The organism is Okeania hirsuta (genome assembly GCF_003838195.1).
GTDB lineage: Bacteria > Cyanobacteriota > Cyanobacteriia > Cyanobacteriales > Microcoleaceae > Okeania > Okeania hirsuta.
The window spans coordinates 34245-56562 of the sequence record NZ_RCBY01000008.1 but is presented as its reverse complement, the minus strand read 5'-3'; the positions used below and the strand labels follow the sequence as shown (position 1 = coordinate 56562).

Here is a 22318-nt window from a genome sequence, read left to right as displayed (position 1 = left end):
AATATCTGTGTAAATATATAAAAGACTTAATTCAGATAATTTTTTAACTTCACGAAATCTTTACTTTTTTTATGAAAATCTTTACAAAATCTTGATAATATTCAACTCAAATTATGATTAAAATAGAATTTTAAGCATTTGATATACAAATTTAGTTGAGTATATAAAATCTGATCCCTGTTGAGAATATGGATCGATTACGCTAGTTTTATGAAGTAATTTTATCTGCTGGAAGTAGCGGTTAGTGAGTAATTAATTTTCTGTCTTGCTCTTCTAATTCTGAAGTTATTTTTCAATTACGACGCAAATTTAAGATAATAACAGCCAGGTATTTTACCAAAACTGATTTGTTATTGGCAGTGCTTCTATTTTATGAATTGCCTATTGTTATATTCTGTCTCTACCTAAAATTTTCAATTTACTTAATAAAGGAAGAAGGCTTTAGTTATCTAGAACAGAAGACTTAAAAGTCCGAAAAAACTTAATTAAATTTTCTGTAGATATTCACGCTTGGGTTTACACAAACGATAAAGTGCGAACATGATATAAAGAGTGTGGGGAAGGTGAGGAAATGGAGAGATCGAGAAAGATTTGGCAATGGTGCTCAGATGGAACTTTTTTTGGCGTTGCTTAAATGTAATGATAATTAGACATCTACTCCACCCATAGGGAGTAGGGAGTGGGCAGCTTTGCTGTAAGGGTAAAGAATTGATAATTTCTTTGGGATATAGATATTGATTTTTGATTCTTGGAGATGTCTATTAGCTGAAGGTAAAATTGAAAAACTGATGTTTTGCGCCCAAAGTTAATCTCAAAATCATTACCATTCAGCAACGCCCTTTTTTTTACCGAAATCAGCAGATTTGATATTAGAGGAAGCTCTGCGAAGCACAAAACAGCGGTTAGTTTGCACACAACTATCGTTAACGATACGGGCAACAGAGAATAGAAAACAAGAAAAAGAACTCTACCTCAGCAATTTGAGAAACGCTATATCTATATATTCAGGACTTACGCATGAGTTACGAAAAACTAGGACTTGAGATTGCTATCTGTTCTGGACTGCTCCGCAAACCCTGTCGGTCGCAATGACGAAAATACGTTTTACTGCGTAAGTCCTAATTAATATTGATAAAAACACTATTTTATCATCTTTCTCTTTTCCCTTTTTTCTTGCTCCTTCTTAGTTTTTCAAGTTTAAAATATCATCATTATATTTTTTTCGGAGATATCTAATCTAATAAACATTTCTAACTTCTTTGCCTTCTCCAAATATTAAATTACAGCAGATTTCCATGTAAATGTGGCACAGTAGTTCAGAGTCCAAATAATGAAAGCTTATTGAACAAAATACTCAGGATGGAAAAAACTATATTCTTTCCTAACTCCTACTCTGTACGGACGTTGCATGCAACTTCATAAACCACCGAATACGCTGTAATTTTGCACAACTGCTTATAGCTTTCCTCAATCTAACCAAGAAAAGTTATGACTGTTAACTTAGTTAATAAATACATTCTTGCCATGAATAACTCAACACAAAAATCCTATTATCAAGTCGGTGGTTGTCTCCCCAGAAATTCACCCAACTACGTCAAGCGACAAGCAGATGAAGACCTATATAAAAATCTAAAAATAAGTGAGTTTTGTTATGTTCTCAACTCTCGTCAAATGGGAAAATCTAGCTTGCAAGTTAGAACGATTAAAAGATTACAACAAGAAGGTATTTCTTGTGTGGCAATAGATATTTCAGAAATAGGTAATCGGGGAGTTACTCCTGAACAATGGTACGCAGGTATTCTTCGCATCTTGGAAAATAATTTTAATCTCTCAGAATATGTGAATATTCGTACCTGGTGGCGAGAACGAAATTATCTCGCACCCGTACAACGATTAAGTGAATTTATTGAAACGATATTACTAACAAAAATCCAGAACAATATTGTGATTTTTATTGATGAAATTGATAGCATTCTAGCTCTGGATTTTCCGGTAGATGATTTTTTTGGATTTATTCGGTCTTGTTATAATAAACGTGCCAATAATCAAGAATATAATCGCTTAACTTTTGCTTTGTTAGGAGTTAGTACGCCTCAAGATTTATGTCAAGACAAAAATAGTACGCCTTTTAATATTGGTATAGCTATTGAGTTAACTGGTTTTAAATTTGATGAAGCCTTATCTTTGGTGGATGGATTAGTTGAAATTTGTCAGCAACCAGAGGAAGTTTTAAAAGAGATTTTATCGTGGACGAATGGACAACCATTTTTAACTCAAAAAGTGTGTAAAATTATCATTGAAAATGGGGTTTTTATTGTTAATCCTAAAATAGAATTAGAGGAGATGATTAAATCTCAAATTATTCATAATTGGGAGACAAAAGACATACCAGAACATTTGAAAACTATTCGCGAGCGCCTTTTCAGAAAAGATCAAAGAATAGTTAGAAGATTAGGGTTATATAAGCAAATTTTACAGAATGATTTGGCTGGAATAGTTGCCGATGATAGTCCTGAACAAATGGAACTTAGGTTATCTGGATTGGTAGTTAGACGAGATAATAAATTAACTGTAGCTAATTCTATATATGCTACAATTTTTCACGAAGAAATGATTAATGAAGAGTTAGAAAAGTTACCTCCTTATTCTACACAAATTAAAGCATGGCTTCATTCAAACTGTGAAGATAAATCTTATTTATTGCAAGGGGAAGATTTACAATATGCTTTAATTTGGGCAGCCGGAAAAAGTTTAAGAAATCAAGATTTTCAATTTTTGACTACTAGCCAAAGATTAGTATTAGATGCTCAAATAGAAGCCTTAGAATCAACAAAAATAGAAACTAAAAAAGCTCAAGCAGAAGTTGCAAAAGCACAACAAAAAGCTAAACGTTGGATTTCCATAGGTTCTGCTATCCTTGGCACATCTTTAGTTTTATCAATAGGTTTTTCCCTATTAGCTTATCAAAGATTTCGATTAGCACAATCTAGTCGAGAAATTGAACAAACTGGCACTGATGCTTTGTTATTAGCAATGTTCAAGAAGTCAACAACAAATCAAGCATTGTTGGAAGCTTTACCCAAGGCAATATCTGCGGGACAAAGATTAAAAGATTTGGTTAATAACAATATTCCTCTAGCGGAATATCCTGCGACTCGACCAATATTAGCACTACAAATGATTCTCGATAAACTTGACGAACAAAAACAATTTGAAGATAGTTTTCTTCAAAAAAGAAAGATTATTCTGCAAGGTCATCAAGGTGCTGTTACGAGTGTTAAATTTAGACCGAATCAAGATATTTTAGCTTCAGCAGGAGTAGATGGAAAAGTAATTATTTGGAATTTTGAGGGCGAAAAAATTACAGAATGGCAAACGGAGCAAAAATCAGTTAATAGTCTAATTTTTCATCCGAATGGTGAATATTTAGCAACTGCTGGTAGTGATGGTACGGTAAAAATATGGAATTTATTAGGGAAAAAATTATATGTATTAGAGATATCTCAAACTGAAGTTAATAGTATTAGTTTTAGTGTTGATGGTAAGTATTTAGCCACTTCTGGCATAGATATTCCTGTTCAAATTTGGAATGTATCATCGTCACCTATAACTATATTATCTGATTCAATTTTGAATGATAATGGTTTGATTAGAGCTGTTAGTTTTAGTCCCAATGGAAAATTTCTAGCAACATTAGATGGAAAGTCTACAATTAGATTATGGAATATATCTGAAAATCAATTCAAAACTCTAGATGTGCAAGCTATTAGTATGAATTTTAGCATTTCTCAACCCCAGCTTTTACTAACAGCAACATCAAATGGAGTCGTGGAATTGTGGCAGCTTTCTACAGGAAAATTAATGAATAATTTTCAAAGTTTACATCTGGATACTAAGTTAGTTAGTTTTAGTCCTGATGGAGAGTTAATAGCTACTGTTGGAATTGATAGTATTGTGCGACTTTGGAATTTATCAGGACGGCAGATTAGTCAATTTGAATTTATGGAGAATGTAATTAGTATTAGTTTTAGTTCGGATAGTAAAAAAATTGCTGTTGCTGGTAGTAATGGGAAGGTTTGGCTAAGGTCTGTGGAAAATTTAGATGAACTTTTAAGTAAAGGTTGTCGTTTTTTAGTAGGAAAACCTAACTATTTTATGAGAGTAGTAGAATTTTGTCAGAGCTAAAATAAAATACTAATACTAATGTCGGCAATAGAAATTACAAACTATTATTGCGGCTAGCTGTTGATATATAAATCACATAAATTGTGGATTTACTTCTATGATAAAGAAGAAAAAATAGTCGAAAATGAACTATGGAATTCATTAAGCTGGTCAGCATTCAAATCATCTATTCTAGAAACAGGAATAAAGAAGTAAAAAAAGTTAAGAAAAGAATGGGAAAGATGGATAGCTAATAGATTAGTAACTTACTCTGAAGACAAGACTAGAATTTCGATCATTCTTTACTATCTTATTGTTGAGATAATAATTATTAGACATCTCCAGAAAAGAGGGAGTAGGCAGCTTTGCTGTAGGCAGTAGGGAGAAATAATTGATATATCTAGTGTGAGAATTGATTTAATTTTTGATTTTTACCAGATGTCTATTTATCTTAAGCAGGAGTTTGTTATACCAAGCGTGAAAAAAGAATATTACGAATAGTAAGAGGAATAAAAAAACACGTGCAGGATATTCTCTTCGACAAAGCGGTGTGACCCCGCGACGACGCCAGTCGCACCTGGTAGCGCACCAAGAGAAAAGAATGATTTCCGACCTGAAAATGGTATTGAAGCTATTCCCGTGTGACTCGGTCCTCCTGACTTCCCCTCCTGGGAGGGGCAGGGGTGGGTTGACTCCTAAGAAATATCCTAGCTATTTGTAGCAAATATTTATCAAATTGGTATTAGACTTATTGCTAAATTAGAAAAGTTTGATAATAGGTCTATTTTTGCCTGGTATTTTTGCAAATGAAACTAATGGCTAATCATACTCACTTAACTCTTTACCTACTTCTAAAACTAATTTTTATCAATTTTACATATAGCACTACGCAAATATAGTGCAGACATTCCTCTATTCCCTACCCCCTACTCCCTTTTCAGTCAAATTTACTGTCCTCACTAAAGAACGTACTGCTATAGGAACAATAACTTTTCCATTTTATCCCCAATCTTGTCATCGCATTCAAACATTAATATCTTTATTTATTATGCTAATACCTAACTAATTTATTTAAGTTAAATATTATTGCTTTGGAGAGCTGATTTGATAATTTATAGAACACTTCATTTACAAGGATTTAAGTGTAAATTTAACACAAATAGTATTTTCCAGAACGAATCACACTAAGTATTACATGAGACTTAATATTATAACAATTTGCAAGCAAGTAAATTATGAAAATTACGAAACACTAATTATATACTACCAATTTGGAAAAATAATGTTACGAATAATAAGGGCAATTAAAAGACTTTATCAAAGATGTCCCTTGGACTAAAAATATAAATTCCGACCTAATAAATGGTATCAAAGCTATTTATTCTGTACGTCGCCAATCCGACAGCTCTCCTATCTGAGGACTGACTTCCCTTCCTGGGAGGAGTTAGGGGTGGGTTGACTCCTAAGAAATATCCTAGCTATTTGTAGCAAATATTTATCAAATTGGTATACAATCAACCAAGTTTGAGATGAGATACAATTAAATCAATGTCGAAAATATAAAATATTACAGGGAATAGGGAAAAGTAGGAAAAATATTTCCCTGTCTAAATATCTTGATCAATCTATGTCCTAACCTATCTGTCTACTGCTATACCTACAATCTAATATTATGAATCTGCTGAAAAAAATAATTCAAAAATAATCCGAATGGCGGATGTATAATCGGTAGAGAATGTGGTTAATAATAAATATTGTTAGTAAATATTGAATTGGTTAGTATATAGAGTGATGATGAATTGAATACAAGAAAACCTGTTCCCCACTGTTAAGTGTTTCCTGCTACAAACAAGTAAATCAAAAAGTTTCTGAGAAAACCCTGATATTTCAGTACAATTATTAAAAAAACTCAGTATAACAAGCGATGACATAATAAAGGAAATATGAAACAATAAAAACCATGTCTATATCATGCTGCTCTAGTGCTTAATACTGCAAAATTAAATATTACGATGATTTGAAAGGTTCAATAATTATGTCAGCACCCACTATTGGTTATATTAAGCTAGCAAATACCCTGAGTATAGTCAGCAAAAAGCAAGTTACCGGAAAGTTGAGCGTCGCTTATGGCAATCAAGAATGGCAACTTTATTTCCTATTTGGTCATCTTTTATATGCAAGTGGTGGGTTACACCCTACCAGACGTTGGTATAGAGCTGTCAAGAAACATTGTCCTAACTTTAAATTTGAACTTAATCAGTTAACAAATGTTCAACTATGGGAATATAAATTGTTGCAAATAGCTATTAGTGATAATCAAATAACTTTAAGTGAAGCTAAGGCAATTTTGCGTACTATCACTGAAGAAGTTTTCTTTGCTATTATTAGTCAAGCAGGTTTAACAAGAAGATGGCATCCACAGAAACATTCCACTTCTCAAAAAACTTTAAATTTACTGTTATCAAGGCGAGAAATTAAAGAAGTTCTTGCTTCAGCAAAAATACTTTTAAAATCTTTAAAAGATGAAGGTTTATTGCACATTAATCCCGAACTTGTGCCAATTATTAAAAATAGAAATAAGTTATTAAATCAAGAAAAATCAGAGTCTGTTTTGAAGCTCGATAAGTTACTCAATGGTAAACGAACAATTTGGGATATTACATTAGAAATGAAAATGTCATTAGAGGTAATTACCCATAGTTTATATAGCTTTGAAAAACTAGGCTTAATTAATTTTCTGAAGGTAGAAGATTGGCTTCCACCTTCAGAAAAATTTCACTTGCCAGCGATAGAAAAGAGTGTTGATAAAGTCAAAATTGCTTGTATTGATGATAGTTATAGTACTGGTTTCTTACTGGATAAAATTCTCAAGCCACTGGGATATGAAATTTTGCATATTCAAAATCCAATTAAAGGATTAGCTCTTTTGGAAGAATGTAAACCTGATTTAATTTTTTTGGATTTAATTATGCCTAAAGTTAGTGGTTATACAATATGTAAATTTTTACGAAAAACTACTACCTTTCAAGATATACCAATTGTATTTTTTTCAACTCAAGACAGTATTATCGACCGGACTAGAGCTAGAATTGTAGGTGCTAATGATTACCTGTATAAATCTTACGATCCAGAAAAAATTGTAGAAGTTTTGGAAAAGTATGTCAATCCTAAACATTCTACAAATGATTTGAAAAGCACTTTGGGGCAAACATATGATTTGACTTTTATGGCTGTAGGAAGCTAACACTAAATTGCGATCAATTATAAGTTAATTATTCATTAATGATAATTTTGATACACAATTTTGCACTTGTCAAATCTAGTGTTTCTATATAAACCACATCACGACTAGCCGCCTAATCTTTTTGTTATATCTCGTAAAATATATTAAAAAAGTAATCTTAATAAAATCATTAAATCAACATTATTAAAAAGTATTTCCTGATGGAATGCTCCGCAAACAGCGAGAGAGCGTTTAGTATTCAGCTTTTTAGAATGGGATTTCAACTCCTCATAAAATTAAACAACAAGCTAGAAGTCGGGGATTTTAACCCAAGCTTTTAGATGTCTTTTTTATATGGACTATCCCCGCTGACTGCTAGTAACTGATAGCTTACAGCTAGTTAATCTATATGTTTATAGTAAAATTTTCAGAAAAATTAATTTTTTAATAATTAATCGTGGATAAAATACTCCGTAGAGGGTTAAACCCTATAGAAAAAGTTTGATTGTATGATTAAACTAGAGATAAAATTAGATAGCAAATATAAAATAGAATAATTATGTTAATAACTAATATCAGGTGTAACAAAGTATGGAAAGTTTTGGCCGCACTTAGTCACAAGCAAGCAACAGGTAAACTAATATTAGACAATGGCGAACAAAAATGGCAGATTTACTTTTGTCGAGGACAAATGTTATATGCTACAGGGGGATTACATCAAACTAGACGTTGGTACAGAACAATTAGTCAACATTGTCAGCATCTAAAATTTAACGCTAATTTACTATCTACTGAAGAATTATGGGAATATAAGCTTCTTCAGCAAGGTCTTACTAAAGAACAAATAACTATAAAACAAGGTAAAGCAATTATCCGTAGTAGCAGCTATGAAATTTTCTTTGCTTTAGCAGGTCAGTCAATTTTAAATCTCAACTGGCAATCCGATGGGGAATTAACATCAGAAATTTGTTCCAACTTAGCATTATCTCCATTAGAATTAAAGCAAGTTATAGAGGCAGCACAAAAACTTTGGGAACGCTGGCAGAAAATAGGTATTAATGATATTTTCCCAGAACAAGCTCCGGTAGTTAAACAATCTATAAAATTACAAAGTCGTCTCAGTGAAGAATCTATACAGGTTCTTACTAATAAATTTAATGGTGAAAATACCTTGTGGGATATTACAGCTAAAAAAAGGCAATGTTTAACCTTAACAACTCGTACTATATATCATTTTTTAAAACAAGGTGTAATAGAAGTTCGAGCTATACCAGATTTACCTTCTCCATGGGAACAATTACACCTAGCTTACTGTTCAACAAATCGTTATAGACCTCTGATAGCTTGTATAGATTCTACACCAACAACAGGTAAATTTTTAGAGCAAATTTTGATGCCTAAAGGTTATAAAATTGAGAAAATTACTGACCCAATGCAAGGGGTAGGATTAATGGCTAAAAAAAATCCTGAATTAATATTTATAGATTTAGTTATGCCGGAAGTTGATAGTTATGCACTCTGTAATTTTTTGCGGAAAGCTTCAATTTATAAACAAACTCCTATTATTATTTATACTGGACAGGATAATTATCTAAATCGGGCTAGGGGATTATTAGCAGGAGCAACAGATTTTTTAAGAAAACCAGCAAATGCAAAAAAAATCTTAGACACAGTAGAAAAATATTTAAAGTTAAAAAAACAGAAATATCAAAATAAAAATAACCTTTCGCAATCTTTAGCTTTGGCACCTGAATGCTAAAGAGAATAAAAATAGTATAATCAGATAATTTTATGAGCATAAAATTCTTATAAATTAAAGACAAAAAAATAAAAATTTAACTAAGTCAGTGCCATAAAAGATAATGATGTAAGTAAATATAAAGATACACCATATCATCAAAATACTAATGACAGAATTAATGTCGTCTAAAATGCGCATTGAAAGCGATAGCATGGGAAAAATAGAAGTACCAGCAAATCGTTATTGGGGCGCTCAAACTCAGCGATCGCTCATCTACTTCTGTATTGGCCAAGACTACATCCCACCAGAAGTCATCAAAGCATTCGCCATTCTCAAAAAGGCAGTTGCTCAAACCAACCACGAACTCGGCAAACTCCCAGAAGATAAAACAAAATTAATTTCTCAAGCAGCAGAAGAAATAATTGCTGGGAAACTAGATGGTAACTTTCCGCTGCGAGTCTGGATGACAGGAAGTGGCACCCAGTGCAATATGAATGTCAACGAAGTCATTTCTAACCGGGCGATCGAAATTGCTGGTGGAGAAATGGGAAGCAAAATACCAATACATCCCAACGACCACGTTAATATGTCGCAGTCATCTAACGATACTTTTCCCACTGCTATGCACATCGCCTCAGCAATAGCATTACAGGAAAAGTTGTTGCCGAAAGTCAAGAAAATGCGCGATGCACTCCAGGAAAAATCAGAAGTATTTTCCGAAATTGTTAAAATAGGGCGTACCCACTTGCAAGATGCTGTACCGTTAACATTGGGGCAGGAATTTTCTGGATATGTGGCACAACTCGATGCAAATATACAACACATAACTAATGTTTTGCCAAGTTTGTATGAACTCGCTCTAGGTGGCACCGCAGTGGGAACGGGATTAAATACAGTTAGTGGTTTTGCCGAACTTGCTGCAAAATATATTAGTGAAATAACTGGGTTGCCATTTGTGTCTGCACCGAATAAATTTGCTGCTTTAGCTGCTCACGATCCAATAGTTATGGCGAGCGGCACTCTGAAGACTTTAGCTTGTTCGTTGTTGAAAATTGCTAATGATATTCGGTGGTTGGGAAGTGGTCCCCGGTGTGGGTTTGGGGAATTAATTTTGCCTGCAAATGAGCCAGGGTCTTCAATTATGCCAGGAAAAGTTAATCCTACTCAGTGTGAGGCAATGACGATGGTGGCGACTCAGGTAATGGGGTATGATGCAGCGATCGCTTTTGCTGGCGCTCAGGGAAGTTTTGAGTTAAATACTTATAAACCGATGATGATATTTAATTTAATTCAGTCGATTAATTTGATTGCTGATAGTTGTAATAATTTTACGGACTTTCTATTAGTTGATTTGCAGGCAAATCAGAAAAAAATTGAATTTTATTTGGAACAGTCTTTGATGTTAGTGACAGCTTTGAGTCCAAAAATTGGGTATGATAATGCTGCGAAAGTTGCTAAGGTTGCCCATGAGAAAGAGTTGACTTTGAAGGAAGCTTGTTTGGAGTTGGGTTATGTTTCAGCGGAGGAATTTGATGAGATTGTGATTCCTAAAAATATGACTCATCCTTCAGCTTAGTTTGATGAAAAGTAGGTCTAGTAGGGTGTGTTAGTGTCAGCGTAACACACCGAAAATTAACATTTATAGACTGGTACAGATAAAGAGTTAAATTCAGGTAGTGAGTTAAACAATTCCTAATAATAAAAAACAACCATTTCGTAGGTTGGGTAGAACGAAGTGAAACCCAACACATATTTTATTTCTATAGATATAGATTTTTGTTGGGTTGCGCTGTCGCTTAACCCAACCTACTAGACTGATAACTGATAACTGATAACTGAAAAAAGGGTATCAAAATCCTGAAATCAACAAAATTCGTAAAATTAAGTTCCTAAAACTTTTTTCTGTTGACGGCTGAAACGCTTATATGTTAAAGTCTACAAGTCTCTGCGCGAGAGAAGACCACAAACCGTTTGCCATTAATAAGCCTATTGCCATTAATAAGCACCCACATGGAAGGGAGGTTCCCCTTCAACATGGAAGGGAGGTTATCCTCCTCCCAAAGCTCATCGTAGCTCAACGATTCGTCTCCTTTTCTCCATCCTACTTGATCTCCAAAATTTTTCCATACCTCTGAATCATACTCTTTTGTTCCACCCAAACTCTGGTAAATTTTCTTCTGCACAGAAAAGCCAAATTTACGATCACTATATTCTACCCAAAGCTGGTCAATTGTGCGGAGGTCTGTACAAGGAAAATTTTCTACATCTTTTTCACTTAGATATCCTCGCTCCTCTCCCCCCGCAACTTTCAACATTAAACGAGAAGTTTCTATATCTGCCTCTTTCCACTCCTTTTCTTTTAGTAGATTTTCTAGCTTTGAATACTTTGAGTTTTGGTCTGTTGGTAGTGTTGTTGTTAACGATGGTAATGGTCTTGGTGGTGGTGCTGACTTTGGTAGTAAAGTAAAAAACGAAATACTTAGTAAAACTCCTGTACCTATTATTACAAAACACCCTACTTTGAGTTTAGGTTTGGGATTAGGTGGCTTTGGTAGCTGGGATATAATTTTTTCCTCAATAGGCGCAATATCCTCATCTCTCAACCCAAAAAGTGACTGAAATTTCTGGAGAGTTTTGCGATTATTTTCTGTTAAAGGATTACTTTCTTTAACTGCTAAAATTAAAGCGTCTTCATAACGCTTCAATTTATTTTTAAATAATTCATAAGGCTGTTTTTCTTCAGTTATAATAGCTTCAGATTCAGGCTGGGATAACCCAATTTATCTATAGAGTTCATCCAAAAAATTATGGTCTAGCAAACTAATTTCGCCATTGTTTTTAATCAGTATTTCTTTAACTTCTCGACGAAATTTTAAATTCGGTTCATCCTGTGGCGAACGTGCTAAAAAAATTCGATAACCTTCCTTGTGAGGTTCAAATTGAGGAGTCATTGCTGGAGATTCTTGGCGTACTTTTTCACTCACATATTGATGCAATTCATCGGCTGAAATTTTGCCATTATTATCGGTATCTGCTGCTCCAGTTTTAATACCTTCAACGAGATATTTTGTATAAATAGATAATTCAGAACCTTCCGACTCAAAAGAACTTTGAACAGCACTAGAAGACATCAAAATTGCCCTACCTTCTCCACCTAATTCAGTTTGAATATCTATATTTTCATCCCCTTTAGCAGTCATTCCTTTAGTAAATGCGCCACTATAACAACAGTCAAGAATCACAACCAGACGTTGAGAAAAACTATCATTCATTTGACTTTGTAAAAGACTAGCACCCACAGCAGTCGGCGTAACAATTCCCCTTTCACCTTTGCGAGTTTGAGGAGTAGCTAAAAATAAATTACCCTCTCTACTTTTAACTCCATGACCAGAAAAATAAAAAAGTAAAACATCATCCTTATTCCGGTCAGCAAACAAATCATAAATTGCCTCTTCTATCTGTTGACGATTGGAATTTTTCAAAACCTCAATATTATCAAAACCTCCCATTTCCGAATTACCTAAAACTTCCTTCATTGCCTCAACATCTTTCACCGCACTAGGCAAAGCCGGAAATTCTGGGAGGTATTCACTAACTCCAATTAATAGAGCTATTTTTGCCATGAAAAAATATCCTTAAGCATTCAAAAAATTATCTACTTCTCTCAAAACCTTATTCAAATCTTCCAGATTACGAACTTCAATATCTATCTTTCGACCATTACCTTCAGCTTTAATTTTCATAGTCTTACCATAGAGGCGATCGCCTAAATATCCAACCAAAGCTTTGAGATTTTTAGCATTAATTTCTGCGGTAAGAATTCCCACTAAAAAACCGCCGATACTTTTAGATATAGGTTCGGCAGTTTCTATTGGTATTAAATCTGCCTTTTGTACTCCATCAAATTCTTGAATTTCCGACAACATATTCTCGGTATCTGTTTGAAGCTGTTCCTCTTCTAATTGTTGGTCAGATAGAGTAATTGTTAGTTGAATATTTTCTAACCACATAATGTTTAATTGTTAGTTTTCAGGAATAAAATTACTAATTCAAAAGATAAATAAACTAGCACAGCAGTTTTCAGGTCAATGAACCACATTACAAAAATGATAATCCAGGACATTGTATGCAACTCCCTACTGTGTTCTACCCAAAATGAAAACCGCTGTAAACAGATAATCAGAATAATTATAACCTTAAATTAGTTCTTTAAGCAAAAATCGTAAATTATAGGGGTTATCCAAACCCCCACGATAAAATATTACAACATAATTTAGGATTACTATATTCTCTGATTAAGATTCTTGAAATTGAGACAATAGGGAAGCAATAACTTGATTTTGATTGATACTTCGACTCTGTTGTAAAGCCGCTTTTAAAACATCTATTACTAATCCTGGTAAAACTATAGATTCTGTAATCCTTTTACTGCCACCATCAACCATAGTAAAAGCAATAATATCTACATTTTTTACATCAACTATCCAATATTCTTTGATTTTTAAATCTTCATAGATCAACCTTTTCTCTCCTTTATCATCAGACAGTGAAGTATTGGCTATTTCTATAACTAAATCTGGGGGTGGATATGTACCTAAATCTACAATAGAAGTTCCCCAGGGAATAATATTGGCATTGTCACCTATATGGTAGGAAATATCTGGTTGTACTTCTTGAAATCCGATTTTTCTATAACTACAATTAGTTAGACCTTTATTGTCAATATTTTTGAGACTACAGAAAATACCAATAGCTATAGAAATAAGTGTATTATCGCTAGCATGGTCGTGACTTACTGGTGACATTTCTATTCTGAATTTTCCTTGATAATAATAAGATTTTGCTTTAGTATAAATGGGATTTTCAATAGTTTGGAGATATTCATCCCAAGTAGCTGAAATCCATGTATCTGTTGAAGTTTTTACTTGTAAATTTGTCATAAATTAAATTGATGTTAACTAATAGAGAGGGCGAATACCATTCGCCCCTACATATGGTGGTTTAAAAGTCAATTTGCGTAAGTCTAGTTAGCAAAATAAGCAACAGCAAAAATACTATTTATCTTAAACAAAACGACATTACATTTTAACTACTTCAGCTTGAGTATTCTCTGTTGATGATAATATTGAACTAACCTTAACCGCGCGGAACATTCCGAAACGACAAAGACCGCTCCCGAATGCCAAACGCATCAGTAACAAAGTAGGTACTTCTCGTATAGACTTAATTATCCCTGATAAACCAAAACGAATCATTCCTTGAGGTCTAATTACACCTTGCCAAATAGAATCTAACCAAGAAGGAATAGTCTCCTGTGTCCAATCTGTTGTCACTACTTCCCCTTCCACTAATCCAGTTTCTGCTATCAGTTCCGAAAAACCCTCAATACTAGAAAAAGCAGGATGAGACCACTGCTCTAATAACTGTTTCATTACAGGTTTTTCCCAGAAATTGAGTGGTTTTTGGCGATCGTCTCGCTGGTTCCAGTCAGCTACAACCAATATTCCACCAGGTTTTAATACCCGCATCATTTCTTCAGCATATTTAGCTTTATCTGGCATATGAGGTCCCGCTTCAATAGACCAAACGACATCAAAACTATTATCTGGAAAAGAAAGTGCTAGAGCATCATCTACCTGAAATTTAGCATCAACTCCTTCCGGGGTTAATTCCTGAGCGCGTTGTACTTGTTTAGGACTAATCGTAATTCCTGTAACGTCAAACCCATAATCTTTTGCTAAAATACGGGTGCTGCCACCAATGCCACAACCTACATCTAGAACAGTAGTACCGCGAGATAGTTTATCCAACCCTCCCCATTTCACCATTTCATGGACAAAGTCAGACTTTGCAGTCAAAAAATCTTTCTTCTGTGGTGGCGAACCATAGTGACCTAAGTGAATGTGTTCGCCCCAGTAAAATTCTAGGATACCGTCTTGAGTCCATTCATCGTAGGAATTAGCTACCGTCTCAGACGACTCATAACTGCGAGGGGTGACGAAATAAAGCGTAATACCTACTACTGATAGTAAAAGTAGAAATCCCAATAAGTAATATAAGAACATTTATCAAACCAGATTATTTATTTACCATTTTATTTATAGCAGGGAACAGGGAACAGTGGTGCGGCCTCGCGTCAGCATACCATGCTATAGAACCCAAATGAGTTCTATGCGACCGCCAATCTCTGAAGCATCAATCGGATCAAACACAGATTAATCTTAGCTGTAGTCTTTTTAAGAGTCCTTTTCCTGCGGAATGCTGCGCAAACAAAATTTTTGGTCAAGCTTTTACACCTGTCAAGTAAAATAGTAATTTTGTTATGGGTTAACAGGTTTGGACTTGAAGTAATCAATGTTATCTGACAAAATTTCTGTTCATCCCTAATCGTCAGATACATTGGCTTTGCTGCAATAAGTAAAAAAGCGCACCGCCCGCTCTGAGGTTTCCTCAGAGTAAGGACGGAGCAAGAAGGAAAACCGAGACTATCTAACGCGCTTATGTCGCTTAATTCCGTTCGTGGATTTGTAAAAACAAAATCATGATTGACTTGATACTAGCATTACAGGTATTTTTTACAGATAAGTGAATCAATGATGATTAAAGTTGTCCATCTGGCTTTTTTTACCTGTTGATGTACTTGAGAATGCAATACATCTCTAACCTTCTCAATTATCCCTGATGCTCGCCACTGAATGTAGCTGCCAAAACACTGTTGAATAAGGAGGTAAGTATGCAGGGTAAGTTACACCTGTTACAACCATTCTTAAGTTGATACAAGATACCATCTAAGATTTCTCTGTTGCTCCATTTTTGTGGCCGAGTTTTCTTCTTCTTAGGTAGTAGTGGTTCGATCAGAACCTATTCTTTGTCTGTTAAACTACTTGAAGGCTGGCATTTTCTCATGCTAGTTGGTGATCGCTCATTAGTATAACTTTATTCCTAAAAGATCCCACTCAGGGGTTCTATAAATACATTTTTCCTTTGTTTCGTCTGAAAATTATCTAATATTATCTTTTATACCTGGAGTTTATTAAACTTGAAAAGCTCTTGAGTATAGTCATTAATTCAAATATTTCTAGTCTATGCAACAATTCAACCGCCGACAAATTCCTATTTTATTTCTGATTTTTTTGCCAGTTTTATTCATGGGAATTTGCATCCTAAAATATAGCGTAAATTTTCCTTTTTCTGACCAATGGCCTCTAGCAGTAATGTTTGAGAAAATCTATGCTGGAAATTTATCTTTTAGCGATTTATTTGCTCAATTCCATGAAAGTAGAAAATTTTTTCCCAGGCTAATTTTTATCGGTTTAGCTTATTTGACTAATTGGGATGTCAGATATGAAATGTTGGTGATATTTTTGTTGACTTGTGTTGTTTCTTTCAATATTTATTGTTTAAATAGGTTGACTGTTAGGGCTAGTCTTTTTACTCAACTTTTGCTCTTGGCAATTTCTAATTTACTAATTTTTTCTCCTGCCCAATATGAAAATTGGCTTTGGGGAATTCAAATTGTTGTTTATATCCCTGTTGCTTGTTTGACTGGTTGTTTGGTTATTGCCCAGAAAAAACTGAATTTAAGAACTAAGTTTATTATTTGTTTTTGTCTCTGTACGGTTAGCACTTTTTCTTATGCCAATGGAATGTTAATTTGGGTATTAATTTTTCCAGCATTGGCAATTTTAGCTTCTGGAAAATTTGAGGAAGTTTTTACTAAGAATATTTGGATAATTATCGGTGGGTTGTTGGGTTTAGTTGCTAATTTAGTCGTATATTTTTATGATTATCAAAAGCCCGATAAACATCCAAGTTTTTTATCTGCTATAGCTCATCCAGTTGAGACAGTTCATTATTTTTTAGCTTTTTTAGGCGCTCCTTTAGGATTTGAAAATTTAACTGTGGCGACAATAGTTGGAGGTTTGGTATTTGGTTTTTGGCTGTTTTTAGGTTGGAAATTTTTTTGGTTAGTTAAAACAGATTTTTTATTGTTACATCGTTTAATTGGCTGGCTAATAATTGGGGTTTATGGAATTATTAGTGGTGCTGTAACTGCTGTAGGTAGAGTTGGTTTTGGTGTCGAACAATCTTTGGCTCCAAGATATACGGCTTTTTCTTTATATTTGATGGTTTCTTTGGTTTATTTGTTGGCTATTTTTTGGCAGTTAGCTAGTGAAAAAAATGTTCAGACAAAGTTGATTAAATATACTTCCTACTTTTTAGTTAGTATTTTGATTATCTTACATCTTAAGACTACTATTAATGCTTTGGAGAGGATGAGCGATCGCCGAGTAATTTTATTACAAAGTAAGGCTTGCCTGTTAATGATAAATGTTATTCCTCAAGATGAATGTTTAGTGACTAAAAGAAGTCCTGAACCTCTGAGAAATACAGCTAATATTCTGGATAAATTAGGTTTTTTACAACCTGGTTTAGTCAAGAGTAAGAATATTCAAGATATTGCTGGAGAGAGACAAACAGAATTAAATTATGGTTATTTTGATACAGTTAATCAAATTGATAATCGGACTTATTTTGCCAATGGTTGGGCAATTTTACCCGAAAGAAATGAAGTTGCTGATGGTGTGATTTTAACTTACGAAAATACCGAGGGAGAAGACATCATATTTAAGTTAATTAATCAGAGAATGCCGAGACCTAGTGTCAAGGAATATTTTGATAATTCAGCTTATTTAGATTCAGGTTGGCAAAAGTCTTTTACTGTGGAAGAAATTCCTCAAGGAAAGGTTAAACTTAAAGCTTGGGCGTTTGATACTGAAGCTGGCAAAGCTTTTTTATTGAATCAAACTCAAATAGTTAACGGGCGATCGGTAGTAATGGAACGAAAATATGCGCCAAGGCTGTAAATCATACCACGCAAGCTTTGTAGCAACATCTGACATGTATATAAACGCCCTCAACACTCACTCATCAGAGCAAGAGTATTGTCAATACTCTTGTGTTGTAAGAATTGCTCTCATAATAATATAAATTTAATTTCTACTTACAACTCCTCAGTTAATAAGATTTGCAAAGCGTTTTGAGCAACTTGTTTTGCCCTTATACCAATTTGAAAAAAGAATGTTACGAATAATAAGTGCAATAAAAAGATTTTGTAGGAAATGTCCCTTTGACAAAAAAGAGAATTTACGACCTGAAAATTGGTATTAAATCTATTCCCATACGACTCCTGAATTCTGGATTCTGTTTGCGGAGCATTCCGTAGGAAATTCTAATAAATACCCTAGCTATTTGTAGCAAACATTTATCAAATTGGTATTAATGATATGACTTTTTGATACTTTAAAGAATGTGAAAATGACCCATCAAGGCCCGCAGTTCCTCAATTCCCATTAAACCAACTCTTTCGGTGGCAAAAGTATGACGTAAATCATGGAGTCTTACTCCTGTTAATATGGGACTTTGATTGGTTACTTCTCTCCATAAGCTATAAACTCTATAAAATTTTTCTGAGGTAGAGATCAGACAATTTCATCTTGCCAAAGTCCGATATTTATTCATCCTAACTCCTCATAACGTCGCCGTTTGAACTCCAAGATTTTGGCAGATAATTATCACTAGAATACTGAAACATATTCGCCATCATCCACAAGACAAATAACGTTTATTAGGTATCAAATATAAACAACTAGAAAAATCATTAAAACAAAAATAAACCTAAACGGTTTCCTCCAAATTCACAATTCATATCCCATATTTTAGAATTACTTAATCTTTGACAAATTGTCTTTTGACAAAATATTTACTGAGAGATTAGGGTATTTCTCAAATTTATCAATTTGAGGATTTATCAAGATGAATTTAATCTTAAAAAAATCTACAGAATCAACAAAAATCAACCAAAAGTTGCAACAACTCCGACAGCATAAAAGATTGATGGTAATTGACACCAGAGTGGAAAATTATCGCCAGTTAGCCACCGGAGTTACTCCACAAACAAAAGTTGCTTTAATTGACCCTAATCGTGATGGCATAGAACAAATTACCGAACTTTTATCTAACTATCCAACTAATAGTTTGTATATAGTTTGTCATGGCGATCCTGGAATTTTATATCTAGGAAAAACACCCATAAATGAGCAATATCTTGCCGAATATAGTGGATATCTGCAAGAATGGGGCATTGTCGATATATTACTTTATAGTTGTAATATTGCCAGTCAATCAAATAACTTTATCAAACTTTTACATCAACTAACTGGAGCTAATATTGCTGCTTCAAAACATCAGGTGGGCAACCCATTAAAAGGTGGAACTTGGGATTTAGAAAGTCGCATTGGTTCAGTTACTTCAGAGATAGCTTTTTTACCACAAATTATTCAATATTATCCTGGAGTGTTTCACGGTTTACAATTCTATTTCGGTCAAGATGAAACAGGTCAAATCAGAGCCTATCTTGGCAAAGATGACAGCGTGAGTAATGGCTACACCAACCTATTTTCTGACGACTATCTCACTTTAGCACCAGTTGGGGTTTGGGATGACCGAGTAGTAGAAGAATCAGATACTGCCTTCGACTATCGCTATACTGATAACGCATCCTATTTTCCTGGCTTTACACCACAAATAGATATGTTCTACGATACTCCTGTAGACGGTAGTCCAGTGGATGATTCTTTCGATCGCGAACGCAATACTTATTTCCAAGTCAACTTTCTCGATGAGCTGAAGGTTTGGGATGGAGAAAGTTTTGTGACCACAGGTGGAGAAGTGATGACCTGGTATCAAGAAAACTGGTTAGTCAATGATGAAGGTGAATGGTATGTAGAATTCGTAAATGAAGTCACTACAGGGGAAGCTGTTGTAGAAGGACAACCCTACTATTATGCAGAATATGACCAGGCAGGTAATGACCACTGGCATTATGTCATGGAATTACAGGCAGGTACTTCACCTACTGGTATTGATGACGGACTTTACCTCTTGCCAGTGGAGGTTGAGACTAACATTCCTGGTAGCATTCCTTCCGATCCTGTTTATATTCTCTACAATCAAAATCTCTCTCCCGCCCCCGATGCAGACCAAGATACTATTCTGGCAGCTCAAAACTATCTGCTGGAAAACTTCGGCATGACCGAACCAGCTCAAGAATTTAAAGCCTTCTTAGACAGCAGTCAAAATGGAGTAGAGTCAGATGCTACAGGAGTTGCAACTTTTAGTCTCAATGCCGAACAGACAGAAATAGAATATACGATTCAATTCAATGGAATCGATCTAATTGAAGACCCCGCAGAACGTACCACCGATAATGCTGTTACCAAAATTCACTTTCACCACCGCGACTATGGCACTAATGGGAGTCATGTTTTGAATATCTTTGGGGCACCATCCGTAGATGATGATGACATTGAGATCGACTACGAAAGTGAAACAATTACAGGTAAATGGGATTGGTCTGATGCTGCTGCCAATTTTGCTCGCCATTCTGAACCCAAGTCTGATGGGGTTTATGGTGACTGGACAGCTCCCGAATTAGAAATTGAAGTTGTTGAAGCTTACGATGATGGCACTTTAGGTATCAAACTACTAGATGGGGAACCCCGAGACGAACTCAACATTTTTGAGGGAACTCAGCTCAACTTTGCCAACGGTGCAACAGTTGAGATAACAGAAAATATCACCATATCTACGGTAGAAGGCACTACAGTTGCAGCAAGTCTGCTAGAAGGAGGCGATCTTCCTACCGGGGAAATAGCCATTCTGCCTACCGCTCAAATGCCGGGAACTCAACCAGTGATAACTTCTCTAGTTAATCTATTTCATGGCAACCTCTACGTCCAGGTGCATACAAACGAAAATCCTGAACCTGGTGATATTCGAGGTCAAATATTACCTGTGAGAACTGTGGAGGATGCCGAAGATGGGGTACTTCATGGCAGTACGAGTAATGAATTATTTGAATTGAATGCTGCTGATGTTGGAGGTCTGGAGATTCAAGAAGTAGCTGGTCGCGAAACTTTGACTCTTGAAGGTATGGAAACTTCTATGTCAGACTTGCATCGAGAAGATACCGATCTAATCATAGATGTTAACCAAGATGGCAGTTTCCAAGCAGCAGACGATCTGACACTGAAAGACTTTTTTGCAGAGGAAGCAGGAGAAGTTGGCGTAGGTTATATTGAGTTAGTTGATGAGATTTCTGGTTCTGAAATTTTAACAAAAATATCATCTAGTTCTAACGACCTACTTAAGGGAACTTCAGGAAATGATATTAAGCAAGGCAAAGGTGGTAACGATATTATCTTTGGCTTTGCTGGTGATGACGAACTCTATGGCAACCGGGGTAACGATATTCTCAAAGGTGGTGATGGTGACGATATTCTCAAAGGTGGTTATGAAAACGATACTCTCAAGGGAAATAGTGGCAATGATACTTTAATTGGTTGGTTGGGTTTCGATGCTTTGCTTGGTGGCAGTGGAGAAGATAGTCTGAGTGGTGGTATCGGACGCGATCGCCTGAATGGAGGAGAGGATGACGATATTCTCAGTGGTGGAGCGAGTAAGGATAAATTTATTTTTGCTGCTAATAAAACATTTAGCGAAGCAAATTTAGGTGTGGATGAAATTACTGATTTTGTATCTGGCAAAGATCGAATCCTCTTGGATGTGACTGTATTCACTGCCATTGCAACTACTCCTGGAGAAAGTCTAGATAGTAGCGAATTTGCTGTGGTGGATGGTGAAGCTGATGTATTTACCGCTGATGCTACGATCGTTTATGACTCTGCTAATAGTACCTTATATTATAATCCTAATGGTATAGAGAATGGGTTGGGAGATGGCGATCGCTTTGCTATTTTCTCTAATGGAGTATCTTTGGAGGCAGATGATTTCTTAGTCAGAGCTTGACGCTCTTTCCTTTGATTTCATTAATATCATGTCCGGTTGAACAGTTATAAATAAATAACGACGGAGTCCTCAGGAGTCAGGAGTCAGGAGTCAGGAGGGAAGAAAGAAGAAGAACAAGAGAAGAAGGAGAAAGTTTTTTCTCACTAATTATCCGGACATAATATAACAACAGCGATCGATTGATAGCAGTTTTCATTAGAATAGAGTACAGAGATGTTGGCTTTAAGGCAGGAGCTATGTAGTCTACCAAAGCGAAAACGGCTCCGATCGCGGTTAGAAATTTATAATTATATCATCCGGACATGATATAACTAGGTTTT

Annotated in this window: 12 protein-coding genes; 6 read left to right on the top strand and 6 right to left on the bottom strand. The window is 34.9% G+C overall.

Annotated elements, in window-relative coordinates:
* Positions 1-1488 precede the first annotated feature (1488 nt).
* The 4 genes from D5R40_RS02670 to fumC all read left to right on the top strand — a co-directional run bounded on the left by D5R40_RS02670 (position 1489) and on the right by fumC (position 10704).
* Positions 1489-4185 carry an AAA-like domain-containing protein gene (locus tag D5R40_RS02670; protein ID WP_240038851.1) on the top strand — a complete coding sequence of 899 codons (2697 nt, stop codon included), beginning with the start codon at positions 1489-1491 and terminating at the stop codon, positions 4183-4185.
* Positions 4186-6199: 2014 nt separating this feature from the next.
* Positions 6200-7408, top strand: coding sequence for a response regulator (locus tag D5R40_RS02665; protein WP_124144037.1), 1209 nt, complete (start codon positions 6200-6202; stop codon positions 7406-7408).
* Between the two features lie 538 nt (positions 7409-7946).
* On the top strand, positions 7947-9146 hold the full coding sequence (locus D5R40_RS02660) for a response regulator (protein ID WP_124144038.1): 1200 nt from the start codon (positions 7947-7949) through the stop codon (positions 9144-9146).
* A 160-nt stretch (positions 9147-9306) separates the two neighbouring features.
* The gene (gene fumC / locus D5R40_RS02655) at positions 9307-10704 is read left to right on the top strand and encodes a class II fumarate hydratase (RefSeq protein WP_240041530.1); all 1398 of its coding nucleotides are present in this window, start codon (positions 9307-9309) and stop codon (positions 10702-10704) included.
* A 352-nt stretch (positions 10705-11056) separates the two neighbouring features.
* Here fumC and D5R40_RS02650 read toward each other — a convergent pair whose 3' ends face one another.
* The 6 genes from D5R40_RS02650 to D5R40_RS42355 all read right to left on the bottom strand — a co-directional run bounded on the left by D5R40_RS02650 (position 11057) and on the right by D5R40_RS42355 (position 15983).
* Positions 11057-11833: a GUN4 domain-containing protein gene (locus D5R40_RS02650; RefSeq protein ID WP_240041529.1), complete on the bottom strand. Its 777-nt coding sequence runs from the start codon at positions 11831-11833 to the stop codon at positions 11057-11059.
* Positions 11834-11908: 75 nt separating this feature from the next.
* Positions 11909-12751 carry a caspase family protein gene (locus D5R40_RS02645; protein WP_124154188.1) on the bottom strand — a complete coding sequence of 281 codons (843 nt, stop codon included), beginning with the start codon at positions 12749-12751 and terminating at the stop codon, positions 11909-11911.
* Between the two features lie 12 nt (positions 12752-12763).
* The gene (locus D5R40_RS02640) at positions 12764-13138 is read right to left on the bottom strand and encodes a hypothetical protein (RefSeq protein ID WP_124144040.1); all 375 of its coding nucleotides are present in this window, start codon (positions 13136-13138) and stop codon (positions 12764-12766) included.
* A 285-nt stretch (positions 13139-13423) separates the two neighbouring features.
* On the bottom strand, positions 13424-14068 hold the full coding sequence (locus D5R40_RS02635; RefSeq protein WP_124144041.1) for a Uma2 family endonuclease: 645 nt from the start codon (positions 14066-14068) through the stop codon (positions 13424-13426).
* 138 nt (positions 14069-14206) lie between these two features.
* Positions 14207-15193 carry a methyltransferase domain-containing protein gene (locus D5R40_RS02630; RefSeq protein WP_124154187.1) on the bottom strand — a complete coding sequence of 329 codons (987 nt, stop codon included), beginning with the start codon at positions 15191-15193 and terminating at the stop codon, positions 14207-14209.
* A gap of 607 nt (positions 15194-15800) precedes the next feature.
* Positions 15801-15983 carry a transposase gene (locus D5R40_RS42355; RefSeq protein ID WP_353734864.1) on the bottom strand — a complete coding sequence of 61 codons (183 nt, stop codon included), beginning with the start codon at positions 15981-15983 and terminating at the stop codon, positions 15801-15803.
* A gap of 230 nt (positions 15984-16213) precedes the next feature.
* Here D5R40_RS42355 and D5R40_RS02620 point away from each other — a divergent pair, with 230 nt between their 5' ends.
* Both D5R40_RS02620 and D5R40_RS02610 read left to right on the top strand, forming a co-directional pair.
* Complete coding sequence (locus D5R40_RS02620) at positions 16214-17995, top strand: hypothetical protein (protein ID WP_124144043.1); 1782 nt, start codon at positions 16214-16216, stop codon at positions 17993-17995.
* A 949-nt stretch (positions 17996-18944) separates the two neighbouring features.
* On the top strand, positions 18945-21998 hold the full coding sequence (locus D5R40_RS02610) for a DUF4347 domain-containing protein (protein WP_124154186.1): 3054 nt from the start codon (positions 18945-18947) through the stop codon (positions 21996-21998).
* The last annotated feature ends 320 nt before the right edge of the window (positions 21999-22318 follow it).